Raw genomic sequence first — 12,368 nt, forward strand, 5'->3', positions numbered from 1 at the left:
TTGATTTCGGCTGCCTTCGACGTCACGGAAATCTTTCGCGCTTACAGGTCATCTGAAGTTGCAATGCGATGCGGTTGATCGCATTTTCAAGACCAGCAATATAGCCATCCGATACGCATTTGCCACAATGGGACGCACTAAAACCATGCGCCGTAACCTCGAAGCCACAATCGAAACCTTCCCCATCGCCGGCGCCTTCACCATCTCGCGCGGCTCCAAGACCGAGGCCGAGGTGATTACCTGCACGATCACTGAAGACGGGATTTCCGGGCGCGGGGAGTGCGTGCCCTACAGGCGCTATGGCGAAAGCATGGACGGGGTGATGGCGGATATCCGCAGCGTTGCAACTGCCGTCGGCGACGGTTTGACGCGCGAGGAACTGCAGGCACGCATGAAGCCCGGGGCTGCGAGAAATGCCGTCGATTGCGCGCTCTGGGACCTCCAAGCCAAACGCACCGGACGGCGCGTCGCCGAGACGATCGGCGCCACGAGCCAGCGCCCCTTCGTCACCGCCTTCACGCTGTCGCTCGGCGAGCCGGACGCCATGGCCGCGGAGGCACGCAGAAATGCCGGGCGCCCTCTCCTCAAGATCAAGCTCGGCACCGATAACGACGAGACGCGGCTGAAGGCCGTCCGGGCGGCGGCACCGGATGCGCGCATCATCGTCGATGCCAACGAGGGCTGGACGGAGGAAAACCTTGCCCATCACATGGCGATCGCCGCCGAAACCAACGTGTCGCTGATCGAACAGCCGCTTCCCGCCGGACAGGACGCCGCACTTGCCGGCTTCCGCCGCCTCGTCTCTGTCTGCGCCGACGAAAGCGTACATGCGACCAGAGACCTGGAAAGCCTGAGAGACCGCTACGACGCGGTCAACATCAAGCTCGACAAGACCGGCGGGCTGACCGAGGCGCTTGCCATGAAGGCGGAGGCGCAGCGGCTCGGATTTGCGGTCATGATCGGCTGCATGGTCGGCTCCTCGCTCGCCATGGCGCCCGCCGTGCTGCTCGCCGAGGATGCGGATTATGCCGATCTCGACGGACCGCTGCTGCTGGCCCGCGACCGGCCGGGCGGGCTGCGTTACGAAGGCTCGCTCGTCTATCCGCCGGAAGCCGGCCTCTGGGGGTGAAGCCTGGCGGCGAATGCGATGATGCCGAGGCCCGCCAGCGCCAGAAACGCCATCGCCACATAGCTCGGCGGCCCGAACTGGCGATAGAGCAGCCCCGACAGCACGGTCGAAAGCGCCAGGAAGACGCCATTGTAGAAGACATAGGCACCCTGCATGGAGGATTCCTGGTCCTCGCGGACCGTTTCCACCAGCCGGCTCTGCAGGCCGATATGGACGAAGGCGAAGGTGAAGGCATGCATGGCCTGCAGGCCGACATAGCTCCAGAAACCGAGGTCCATCGGAAACATCGTCCAACGGACCAATGCCACCGCGCAGCCGATCCGCATCAGCGTCCAGGACCGGACCCTGCGGACGAGCCAGCCGGCCGCAAAAAAGACGACGATCTCCGAAATCACCGCGGCACTCCACAGCACGCCGATCGACGCGCTCGAAAAGCCGATATCCTGCCAGTGGATCGTGCCGAACGTGTAGAACATGCCATGGCCCGCTTGCGCGACGGATGCGCCGATCATCAGCACGTGCAGATCGATCCGCTTCAGGGAACTCGGCTGCAGCGCCCTGTCGGCCCCCGGCCGCACCGCCGCCCGGCCAAGCCTCGGCGCCGTGAAGGCGACGATGACGGTGAGCAGGAAGCCGGCCGCCATGATGGCCGGGATGGTCTCGAAACCCCACAGGCCGCGCAGTTCGCCGGCGACAAGCGTGACGCCCACGAAGCCGATGGAGCCCCAGACCCGCATCGATCCGTACTGAAATCCCCAACGCCGCACGCCGGTAATGGCGATCGATTCGACAATCGGCGCGTAGGGTGCGAACACCACGGCCTGAACGGCGATAACGAGAAGAACCGACCAGAAATCGCGGGTGAAGAACATGGCCAGCGCGGACAGGAAGGTGAGCGCACCCGACCAGGCGAGCATCAGGGTCCGCTCGCTTATCCGGTCGGCGACAAATCCCGCCACCGGGGCTGCAGCCACGCGCAGCAGAAGCTGCATTGCCAGCACCACGCCGATCTCGAATTCCGTGAAGGCAAGACCGGCGAGCCAGACGGGCAGGTAGGGCAGGATGACGCCGTTCACCCCCAAGGGCGCACCATAGGCGAGAGCGCAGCGAAGCTGGAAAAAAGGCGGCGCGGAGGGCACCTTGTCTGGGGGAATCACGATATCACGGATAGGTTGCTGAAACTTCCAGCTTACCTAACACAAGCCCCAGACCCTGCCTATGCCAAGATATGGCCGTCCGGTACGGTTTGCCCGGACATGGTTGACCTATTGCGGCAGGCCGTCAGGCGGCCTGCATGTCCTCGACGGATTGCGGCTTCGGCAGCGCCTTGATGTCCGCCGTCTCGCTGATCCGCTGCCAGGAGATCATTTCGAGCGTGCCGTCATGGTGCTCGGCGACCGCCGTGCAGCTTTCCACCCAGTCGCCCGTGTTGACGTAGTGGATGCCGTCGATGTCTTCCATGACGGCGTGATGGATATGGCCGCAGATCACCCCGTCGACATTGTTGCGGCGGGCTTCGTCGGCCACGACGCGCTGGAACTCGCCGATGAAGTTGACGGCATGCTTGACCTGCAGCTTGGCCCAGGCCGAAAACGACCAGTAAGGCATGCCGAGGCGGCGGCGGATAGCGGCAAGACCGACATTGATGACGATCGCCGCATCATAGGCCCAATCGCCGAGATAGGCGAGCAGGCGGGCGTTGCGAACCACGACGTCGAATTCGTCGCCGTGCAGGATCAGGTATTTCTTGCCGTCGGCCATTTCATGGATGGCGCGTTCCGCAACCTCGATGCCGCCGAAATGCATGCCCGGGAAAGTGCGGAGGAACTCGTCGTGATTGCCGGGGATGTAGACGATGCGTGTCCCCTTGCGCGCCTTGCGCAAAAGCTTCTGCACCACGTCGTTGCAGCCCTGCGGCCAGTACCAGTTCCGCTTCAGGCGCCAGCCGTCGACGATATCGCCGACGAGGTAGACGGTATCGGCTTCGTGATACCGCAGGAAATCGAGAAGGAAATCCGTTCGGGCGGCCTTGGAACCCAAATGCACGTCCGAAATGAAAAGCGTCCTGAAATGCCTTGTCTCAGCCTGACCGGTCACGAAGTCACCCTTTCGCCGCCGTTTATGGGCTTCCAAAACCAGACTCGTGTTTCAAGATGATGACAGACGGTGGGAAAAGCCGGTTTTCGCCGTTCGCCCGGCTTGGCTCCAATTTCGGCCGCGACCGCAAATTAGCTGCTGTTGCGGCCGGTCGATTGATGTAAATGAGGGTCTCTCCTTTCGAACCAGCACGCAGACAAAGACACTTCAGGAGGAAGCATGAACGCGCAGGACAAACCGAAATCGCCGGCCATCTCGGCCACCGGGCCGGTCAGCGGCGATCTCGACGAACAGGCGCTGTTCTTCCACCGTTATCCCCGCCCCGGCAAGCTGGAGATCCAGGCCACCAAGCCGCTCGGCAACCAGCGGGATCTCGCGCTCGCCTATTCGCCGGGCGTCGCGGCCCCCTGTCTTGCGATCCGCGACAATCCCGAGATGGCGGCGGACTACACCGCCCGCGCCAACCTCGTCGCGGTCATATCGAACGGAACGGCCGTGCTCGGCCTCGGCAATATCGGCCCGCTCGCCTCCAAGCCCGTCATGGAGGGCAAGGCCGTCCTCTTCAAGAAATTCGCCGGCATCGACGTCTTCGACATCGAGATCGACGCGGAGACGATCGATTCCATGGTCTCGACCGTCTCGGCACTGGAGCCGACCTTCGGCGGCATCAATCTCGAAGACATCAAGGCGCCGGAATGTTTCGAGGTGGAGCGCCGGCTGCGCGAGAAGATGAACATTCCCGTCTTCCACGACGACCAGCACGGTACGGCGATCATCGTCGCCGCGGCGATCATGAACGGCCTGGAACTTGCCGGAAAGAACATTTCCGACGTCAAGATCGTCACCTCCGGCGCGGGTGCTGCGGCGCTCGCCTGCCTGCATCTCCTCGTGTCGCTCGGCGCCAGGAAGGAGAACATCTGGGTCCATGACATCGAAGGCCTCGTCTATGACGGCCGCAATACGCTGATGGACGAGTGGAAGGAAATCTACGCTCAGAAGACCGACAAGCGCGTGCTTGCCGACAGCATCGACGATGCGGACGTCTTCCTCGGTCTCTCCGCCGCGGGCGTCCTGAAGCCGGAACTGCTCGCCCGCATGGCGCCGAAACCGCTGATCATGGCGCTCGCCAATCCGACGCCGGAAATCATGCCGGAGCTTGCCCGCGCCGCCCGCCCCGACGCGATGATCTGCACCGGCCGTTCGGACTTTCCGAACCAGGTCAACAACGTGCTCTGCTTTCCCTACATCTTCCGCGGCGCGCTCGACTGCGGTGCCCGGACGATCAACGAGGAGATGAAGATGGCGGCGGTCAAGGCGATCGCGGCCCTTGCCCGCGAGGAAGTCTCCGACGTCGCCGCGCGCGCCTATTCCGGTGAGACGCCCACTTTCGGACCGGACTACCTCATTCCCTCGCCGTTCGACCCGCGCCTCATCCTGCGCATCGCGCCGGCGGTTGCCAGGGCCGCCGCCGAAACCGGCGTCGCCGCCCGGCCGATCCACGATTTCGACGCCTATCTCGATCAGTTGAACCGCTTCGTCTGGCGCTCCGGCTTCGTCATGAAGCCGATTTTCAATGCCGCCAAGTCGTCGGAAAAGAAACGCGTCATCTTCGCGGAAGGCGAAGACGAACGGGTGCTGCGCGCCGCTCAGGTGCTGCTCGAGGAAAAGACCGCGACGCCGATCCTGATCGGCCGTCCCTCGGTGATCGAGGCACGCCTGAAACGCTTCGGCATCCGCATCCGCCCGGATGTCGATTTCGCCGTGGTCAATCCGGAGGACGATCCGCGTTACCGCGACTATGTGGACGAATATTTTGCGCTGGTCGGCCGCCGCGGCATCAACCCGGAAACGGCGCGCACCATCGTGCGCACCAACAATACGGTCATCGGCGCGTTGTCGGTGAAACGCGGCGAAGCGGATGCGCTGATCTGCGGCGTCGAAGGCGGCTACGACCGGCATCTGCGCGATGTCGATCAGATCATCGGCAAGCGGCCGGACGTCTGCGCCTTTTCCGGCTTGAGCCTGCTGATCTCGCAGCGCGGCGCGATCTTCTTCACCGACACGTTCGTCAACTACAATCCGTCGGCACAGGAACTCGCCGAGATCACCGTTCTCGCCGCCGAGGAAATCCACCGTTTCGGCATCGTGCCGAAGGCGGCACTGATCTGCCATTCCAATTTCGGCTCGCGCGATTCGGAAAGCGCGCAGAAGATGCGGACCGCCCTGAAACTGGTGCGCGAGCGGGCGCCTCACCTCGAAGTGGACGGCGAGATGCAGGGCGGATCGGCGCTTTCGGAGACGTTGCGCAAGCGCGCCATGCCGAACAGCTCGCTCACCGGCGAGGCCAATCTCCTCGTCTTCCCGAACCTCGACGCGGCCAACATCTCGCTCGGCATCGTCCGCAACATGACGGATGCGCTGCATGTCGGCCCGATCCTGCTCGGCGCGGCCATGCCGGCCCATATCCTGTCGCCCTCGGTCACCTCGCGCGGCGTGGTCAACATGGCGGCACTGGCGGTCGTGGAGGCCGCCCAGCCCAATCTCGGTATCCAGCCGTAATGCTGCTCGAACGGGGGAGAATCGGCCTCCCCTGAATTTCAACAGGTCGTGATCCGCGCCTTATGACATTGTCAACCGGCGCACGGCATGATGCGCTCTCGCTCCTGAAGGGAATGCCGGACCTGCCCATGCGCCTTCGCGGCCTGTTGATAGCCCCTCTTCTCATCGCACCCGCCGCCGCCTCGGCTCGGGACGTGGCGACCTGCGCCGCGCTTTACCGGCAGCTCGCCAACCTCCCGCAGGTGATCGGCAATACGGATCAGATGCGGCGTTATGCACAGGAACTCGCGCAGCTTAATATCCGGATCCGGGAACTCCGGATCGAGATGCGGCAGGCCGGCTGCGGAACCGGCAGCATCGTCGTGTTCGGCGGCGCCGATGCCGGAACCTGCGATGAGATGCGCCAGGCGCTGCAATCCATGGAAGAGGCTCGCGACACGCTGACGGCGGAACGGAAGAACACCCGCGATCTGGTCCGGCCCTCCGACGAGCGCTCCACCGTGCTCGCAGCCATCCGGTCGAACGCCTGCACACCATCCGACGTCGAGGCGGATGAAAAGGAAAGGCTCAAGGTCCAGGGTCTCGAACTGCCGAAGCAACAGCAGGACTATTCCGGCGTGACCAGCCTGCGCACCACGCCCCCCAGCCAACCGCAGGCGGCCGCCAGCCAGCCGAACCTGCCGGGGCCGGAGCGACCCTACGATCCCAACAAGAAGGTGCGCACCGTGGGGCCGGTCTTCCTGCCCGAGGAGAACATCGACCTCGCCCATCCGAAATCGAGCGGGCCGCAGGCCCAGCAGTGATCAGCCTGCCGGCCAGCGATCCTCGAAGATGAGCTCCTGAAGCGGCAGTCTTTGCCGCCAGCCCTTCGCCGCGAGTTCCGGCTCCACATAGAGCCGGTCCACATAGCCAAGGCACAGCCAGGCGACGATTTCCACACGCTCCGGAATGCCGAGCAGGGCACGGATGTCCTCGTCGCGAAAAATGCTGACCCAGCCGACGCCGACGCCTTCGGCACGGGCGGCGAGCCAGAGGTTCTGCACCGCGCAGACGGTGGAATAGGCATCCATGCGCGGATTGTGGGTGCGCCCCAGCACCACCGGCCCCGCCCGGTCCGGATCGCAGGTGATGCAGATGGAGAGCGGCGCGGTACGGATGCCTTCGAGCTTCAGACTGCGGTAGAGAGCGCGACTTTCCTCCGGAAACATCTCCGCGGCCTCCCGGTTGGCGCGCGAAAACGCCGTCCAGGCGGCCTGCCGCATGGCGGGGTCGCGGACGAGGATGAAATTCCACGGCTGCATGAAGCCGACCGAGGGCGCCGCATGGGCCGCAGCCAATAGTCTCCTCACCAGATCGTCCGGCAGAGGATCGGGCAGGAATTCGCCGCGCACGTCGCGGCGCGTGTGGATCGCCCGGTAGACGGCGGCGCGTTCGTCGGCCGAGAATTCGCCGGCCGGCACAAAGCCCGGCGGCAACAGGTCTGGTCGCATCGTTTTTCCCCAACAATGCCGAGCCGCCTCGCCTGTGGCGGAGCCTGCTCACACAACCTGTCCGCCGTCCGCGCGGGTCGGTCCATCGCATCAGGCCGGTCTTCTGACTTGGCTTCACCTGCCCGGCCGCCGCCTTCCCGGATGTCTCCAGTGGCTTATCTGCGGCCAGGCATCCGCCTCACAGCGTTGGGCACGTCCCGGTCTTGCACCGGGTTCCCGATTCTCCTGCCACGGGCAGGCACCTGACAGACAAGGTATGCCCGCCCCCTCGCCGGGTTTCAAGCCTCTCATGCGACAGGGAAATAGCGCACATAGGCGAATTCATCACCGTCCGGTGACCAGTTCGGCGAATTCATCGTGCCCTGCCCGCCGAAGAGATCGAACAGCGTCTCGACATTGCCGCCGTCCATGTCCATCAGCCGGACACGAACCTGTTGGTCGCGCGGATGATCGAAGACATCGGCGTCGTAGGACAGGAAGACGATCTTGTCGCCCTTCGGTGAGGGATGCGGAAACCAGTCGCCGTAGGGGCTGTCGCTGATCCGCTCGGCCGGGCCGCCGGCGGCCGGCACGCGCCAGATCTGCATCAGGCCGGTGCGGCTCGAATTGAAGTAGATCCAGTTCCCGTCCGGCGAATAGTCTGGCCCGTCATTGCGGCCCTCGCCGAAGGTCAGCCGCGTCTCCCTGCCGCCGTCGATGCCGTCCTGAACGTCGATCGTGTAGATATCGAATTCGTCGTTGCGGATACCGCAATAGGCGAATGTTTTTCCGTCCGGCGACCAGCCATGCCAATAGGAAGGCAGGTTCTTCGTGACCAGTTTCGGCTCGCCGCCCCCAGCAGGCAGGACATAGATTGCCGATTTGCCGAATTCGACCTTGTCGGAGATCGCGATCCGCAAACCGTCTGGCGAAATGCCGTGGTCGTTGTTGCACCGTTTTGCAAAGCCGGTATCGACGAGTTCCGGTCCCATGCCCCCGTCCAGAGACAGCCGGTAGATCAGGCCGTCGCTGTTCAGCATCAGGTAACGCCCGTCCGGCGACCAGTTGGGCGCCTCGAACAGTGCCTCGGTCTGCCAGACGACGCGGTTTCTTCGCCTGCGGATGTCGAATGTCTCGACGGAGCTGCGCAGCGCCATGACCCGCTTCCTCAGCGATCGCGGAACCGGTTGGTGATCGGGTAACGGCGGTCGCGGCCAAAGTTCTTCTTGGTGATCTTGACACCCGGCGCCGACTGCCGCCGCTTGTATTCGGCAAGATAAAGCAGGTGCTCGATGCGATGCACCGTCGCCACGTCATGGCCGCGCGCGACGATCTCCTCGGTGCCCATCTCCATCTCGACCAGGCATTCGAGGATGTCGTCGAGCACCGGATAGGGCGGCAGCGAATCCTGGTCCGTCTGGTTCGGGCGCAGTTCGGCGGAAGGCGCCTTGGAGATGATATTCTTCGGGATCACCTCGCCGCTCGGACCAAGCGCCGTCGGCGGCAGGTGCTTGTTGCGCCAGGCGGCCAGCGCGTAGACCTGCATCTTGTAGAGATCCTTGATCGGATTGAAACCGCCGTTCATGTCGCCGTAAAGCGTCGCGTAGCCCACCGACATTTCCGACTTGTTGCCGGTGGTCACCACCATCGAGCCGAACTTGTTGGAAATCGCCATCAAGATCGTACCGCGGGCGCGGCTCTGGAGATTTTCCTCGGTGATCCCCTCGTCGGTTCCCTCGAAAAGCTCGGAGAGAGCCGAGGAAAAGCCGTCGACCGGTTCGGCGATCGGCACGATGTCGTAACGGCAGCCCAGCGCCTTGGCGCAGTCGGCCGCGTCCTTGAACGAGTCTTCGGACGTGTAGCGATAGGGCAGCATCACCGTGCGCACCCGCTCCTCGCCCAGCGCATCGACGGCGATCGCCGCGCAGATTGCCGAGTCGATGCCGCCGGAAAGGCCGAGCACCACCGACTTGAAGCCGTTCTTGTTGACGTAATCGCGGAAGCCGAGCAGGCAGGCGCGGTAATCCGCCTCCTCCTTTTCGGGAATGCGCGCCATCGGCCCACGCGCGCAATGCCAGGTGTCGTCCGTCCGTCTCCACTCGGTGACGGCGACGGCCGGCTCGAACTGGCTCATCTGGAAGGCGAGCGACTTGTCCGCGTTGAAGGCGAAGCTCGCCCCGTCGAAGACAAGTTCATCCTGGCCGCCGAGCTGCGCGGCGTAGATCATCGGCAGGCCGGTCTCGATCACCTGTTTCAGCACGACCTGATGGCGGATATCCACCTTGCCGCGATAATAGGGCGAGCCGTTCGGCACGAGCAGGATTTCCGCGCCGCTTTCCGACAAGGTCTCGCAAACGCCGAGATCGCCCCAGATATCCTCGCAGATCGGAATACCAAGGCGTACCCCCCGGAAATTCACCGGACCCGGCATGTCCCCGGCGATGAAGACCCGCTTCTCATCGAACTCGCCATAGTTCGGCAGATCGATCTTGTCGCGCACGGCGACCACCTTGCCGCCGTCGAGCACGGCGATGGAATTATGCCGGCCCTCCTTCCCCTGGCGTGGAAAACCGATGATCACGCCCGGCCCGCCATCGGCCGTATCGGCCGCCAGTTCCTCGACCGCCTTGAGGCAGGCCTTCAGAAAAGCCGGCTTCAGCACCAGGTCTTCCGGCGGATAACCGGAGAGAAAAAGTTCGGTGAAGAGGATGATATCCGCCTCCTCCCTGGCCGCATCCCGACGCGCCTCACGGGCGAGCGCCAGGTTGCCGGCGACATCGCCGACGGTCGGGTTGAGCTGGGCGATGGCGATACGGAAAGTCTGGGCGATGTCCTGGGTCATGGCACCGATTTAGCGTCAGCCGGCGATCGCGGCAACGTTGTTCCAAGAGATTTTTGGCTCCAAGAGATTTTTGCAATGCATCAAGCCGACGCCGGCCGATCGCCTGGGTGGTGAGGGACGCCGTCGTCCGGAAGCTCGTAGAAATCCGCCTTGTCGGCGCAGTAGATATGTTCGCCCATCACAAGCCCGCTTGGCTGATCGAATGCGCCGGCCATGATCGAGATTTGTGCAGCGCCGTCCGCCTGCCAGAACAGCGCGGAGCCGCATCGGGAGCAAAAGCCGCGCCGGGCCGTGTCGCTCGCCCGGTACCAGGAAAGCGTCTCCTCGCTTTCGAGCTGCAGCTTATCGAGCGGCACGGCGGTGGCGGCGTAATAAAGCCCCGTCTGACGGCGGCATTGCGAGCAGTGGCAGGCCGTCACCGTCCGCAATGGGCCACTCGTCCTGAACCGCACGGAACCGCATAGACATTGACCGCTGTTGTTCTGCTCCATCCATGCCTCCGTGCGAAATCGGGTGGCCGGAGTGTCGCGGGCCATGCGGTCCGGGTCAAATCTATTTCATTGATGATTAGCATCAGGCGCGAACGAAGAAGGCCGGCGTCTCCGCCGGCCTTCTTCGTTCGCGATCCGGTGACGGATCAGCCGTTGACGACCATCCGCTTCTCGTCGCGGCCGCTCTTCATCCGCTCGGCGAGCAGGAAGGCGAGTTCCAGCGCCTGGTCGGCATTGAGGCGCGGATCGCAATGGGTGTGGTAGCGGTCGTGCAGGTCGTCCGCGGTCACCGCGCGGGCGCCGCCGGTGCATTCGGTCACGTCCTTGCCGGTCATCTCGATGTGGATGCCGCCCGGATGGGTGCCTTCGGCCCTATGGATCTGGAAGAAGCTTTCGACTTCCGACAGGATCCGCTCGAAGGGACGCGTCTTGTACTTGTTGAGCGTGATCGTGTTGCCGTGCATCGGATCGCAGGACCAGACGACTTGTCTGCCTTCGCGCTCAACGGCGCGGATCAGCTTCGGCAGGCAGTCGGCCACCTTGTCGGAACCGAAGCGGCAGATCAGCGTCAGGCGGCCCGCCTCGTTGGTCGGGTTCAGCGCGTCAATGAGTTCGATCAGGTTGTCGGCCTGCAGCGAGGGGCCGCATTTCAGGCCGATCGGGTTCTTGATGCCGCGGAAATATTCCACATGCGCATGGTCGAGCTGGCGGGTGCGATCGCCGATCCACAGCATGTGGCCGGAGGTCGCATACCAGTCGCCCGAGGTGGAATCGACGCGCGTGAACGCCTCTTCGTAGCCGAGCAACAATGCCTCATGGCTGGTGAAAAAATCCGTCTCGCGCAGGCTCGGCTGATTTTCGGAGGTGATGCCGATCGCCTGCATGAAGTCCATGGTCTCGCTGATGCGGTCGGCGAGCTTGCGGTAGCGCTCGCCCTGCGGTGAATCCTTCACGAAGCCGAGCATCCACTTGTGGACGTTTTCCAGATTGGCGTAGCCGCCCATCGCGAAGGCGCGCAGAAGGTTCAGCGTCGCGGCCGACTGGCGGTAGGCCATCATCTGCCGTTCCGGGTTCGGGGTGCGGGCTTCCTCGGTGAAATCCGTACCGTTGACGATGTCGCCGCGATAGGTCAGCAGCGTCTGGCCGTCCTGGGTCTCGTGCGAATTGCTGCGGGGTTTGGCGAACTGGCCGGCGATGCGGCCGACTTTCACCACCGGAAGCTGGGCGCCGTAGGTCAGGACGACGGCCATCTGCAGGAAGGAACGGAAGAAATCGCGGATGTTGTCGGCGCCGTGCTCGGCGAAGCTTTCGGCGCAGTCGCCGCCCTGCAGCAGGAAGGCGTTGCCTTCCGCGACATTGGCGAGCTGCTTCTTCAGGCGGCGCGCCTCACCGGCGAAAACCAGCGGCGGAAAGGTTGCGAGCTGAGCTTCCGTCGCCGCAAGGGCGGCCTTGTCCGGAAATTCCGGCACCTGCTGGATCGGTTTGTTCCGCCAACTGCTCGGGGTCCAATTCTGTGCCATGTCACTCACCTGTTCTCGCCGCGGCAAACACCGGCCCACGGCTGGGCCGACGGCCGTCCTCAAAATCGAGGCGGCTTATAAACCTTAACGCCAGCCTTGCATAGCCGCATCGCCGCGTTTGAAGCCCGCCAGGACGAGACGGGCTTTTTCGCAATTGATGATCATCAATTCCTGCACCCTTCCAGACCATCCTTGGGGCCAATAACCGGATTCCGTCAACAAGGCCTCCGGGTCGCCTCCGGAGGCAGCGGATGTTCGAAT

The 12,368-nt window shown here is 63.8% G+C and carries 10 protein-coding genes and 1 riboswitch; of the genes, 3 read left to right on the forward strand and 7 right to left on the reverse strand.

The window, feature by feature from the left end; genetic code table 11:
- Window positions 1-145 precede the first annotated feature (145 nt).
- On the forward strand, window positions 146-1,129 hold the full coding sequence (gene dgcA / locus DMO26_RS06655; protein WP_117191246.1) for an N-acetyl-D-Glu racemase DgcA: 984 nt from the start codon (window positions 146-148) through the stop codon (window positions 1,127-1,129).
- Here the strand turns inward: dgcA and DMO26_RS06660 are convergent.
- Both DMO26_RS06660 and DMO26_RS06665 read right to left on the reverse strand, forming a co-directional pair.
- Entirely contained in the window at window positions 1,099-2,286 is a 1,188-nt protein-coding gene (locus DMO26_RS06660) for an MFS transporter (RefSeq protein ID WP_226951211.1), read from the reverse strand. The genes dgcA and DMO26_RS06660 overlap by 31 nt on opposite strands.
- Before the next feature lie 124 nt (window positions 2,287-2,410).
- Complete coding sequence (locus tag DMO26_RS06665; RefSeq protein WP_117191248.1) at window positions 2,411-3,226, reverse strand: UDP-2,3-diacylglucosamine diphosphatase; 816 nt, start codon at window positions 3,224-3,226, stop codon at window positions 2,411-2,413.
- 219 nt (window positions 3,227-3,445) lie between these two features.
- Here DMO26_RS06665 and DMO26_RS06670 point away from each other — a divergent pair, with 219 nt between their 5' ends.
- Window positions 3,446-5,785: an NADP-dependent malic enzyme gene (locus DMO26_RS06670; protein ID WP_117191249.1), complete on the forward strand. Its 2,340-nt coding sequence runs from the start codon at window positions 3,446-3,448 to the stop codon at window positions 5,783-5,785.
- 62 nt (window positions 5,786-5,847) lie between these two features.
- Complete coding sequence (locus DMO26_RS06675) at window positions 5,848-6,588, forward strand: hypothetical protein (protein ID WP_162894735.1); 741 nt, start codon at window positions 5,848-5,850, stop codon at window positions 6,586-6,588.
- Here DMO26_RS06675 and bluB read toward each other — a convergent pair whose 3' ends face one another.
- The 5 genes from bluB to DMO26_RS06700 form a co-directional block, all read right to left on the reverse strand.
- Complete coding sequence (gene bluB, locus DMO26_RS06680) at window positions 6,589-7,275, reverse strand: 5,6-dimethylbenzimidazole synthase (protein WP_117191251.1); 687 nt, start codon at window positions 7,273-7,275, stop codon at window positions 6,589-6,591.
- 76 nt (window positions 7,276-7,351) lie between these two features.
- Window positions 7,352-7,536: riboswitch (cobalamin riboswitch) on the reverse strand.
- 26 nt (window positions 7,537-7,562) lie between these two features.
- Window positions 7,563-8,405 carry a TolB family protein gene (locus DMO26_RS06685; protein ID WP_117191493.1) on the reverse strand — a complete coding sequence of 281 codons (843 nt, stop codon included), beginning with the start codon at window positions 8,403-8,405 and terminating at the stop codon, window positions 7,563-7,565.
- Window positions 8,406-8,422: 17 nt separating this feature from the next.
- The gene (locus tag DMO26_RS06690; RefSeq protein ID WP_117191252.1) at window positions 8,423-10,096 is read right to left on the reverse strand and encodes an NAD+ synthase; all 1,674 of its coding nucleotides are present in this window, start codon (window positions 10,094-10,096) and stop codon (window positions 8,423-8,425) included.
- An 80-nt stretch (window positions 10,097-10,176) separates the two neighbouring features.
- Window positions 10,177-10,587 carry a GFA family protein gene (locus DMO26_RS06695; RefSeq protein WP_117191253.1) on the reverse strand — a complete coding sequence of 137 codons (411 nt, stop codon included), beginning with the start codon at window positions 10,585-10,587 and terminating at the stop codon, window positions 10,177-10,179.
- Window positions 10,588-10,733: 146 nt separating this feature from the next.
- Window positions 10,734-12,107: a class II 3-deoxy-7-phosphoheptulonate synthase gene (locus DMO26_RS06700; protein ID WP_117191254.1), complete on the reverse strand. Its 1,374-nt coding sequence runs from the start codon at window positions 12,105-12,107 to the stop codon at window positions 10,734-10,736.
- Between the last annotated feature and the right edge of the window lie 261 nt (window positions 12,108-12,368).

The organism is Rhizobium terrae (genome assembly GCF_003425685.1).
GTDB classification, from domain to species: Bacteria; Pseudomonadota; Alphaproteobacteria; order Rhizobiales; family Rhizobiaceae; genus Neorhizobium; species Neorhizobium terrae.

Bases quoted from the DNA above. Each gene is read 5' to 3' on its own strand.
- DMO26_RS06675 (WP_162894735.1), top strand. From the start codon at position 5,848: ATGACATTGTCAACCGGCGCACGGCATGATGCGCTCTCGCTCCTGAAG.
- dgcA (WP_117191246.1), top strand. From the start codon at position 146: ATGCGCCGTAACCTCGAAGCCACAATCGAAACCTTCCCCATCGCCGGC.
- DMO26_RS06690 (WP_117191252.1), bottom strand. From the start codon at position 10,096: ATGACCCAGGACATCGCCCAGACTTTCCGTATCGCCATCGCCCAGCTC.
- DMO26_RS06695 (WP_117191253.1), bottom strand. From the start codon at position 10,587: ATGGAGCAGAACAACAGCGGTCAATGTCTATGCGGTTCCGTGCGGTTC.
- DMO26_RS06700 (WP_117191254.1), bottom strand. From the start codon at position 12,107: ATGGCACAGAATTGGACCCCGAGCAGTTGGCGGAACAAACCGATCCAG.
- DMO26_RS06670 (WP_117191249.1), top strand. From the start codon at position 3,446: ATGAACGCGCAGGACAAACCGAAATCGCCGGCCATCTCGGCCACCGGG.
- bluB (WP_117191251.1), bottom strand. From the start codon at position 7,275: ATGCGACCAGACCTGTTGCCGCCGGGCTTTGTGCCGGCCGGCGAATTC.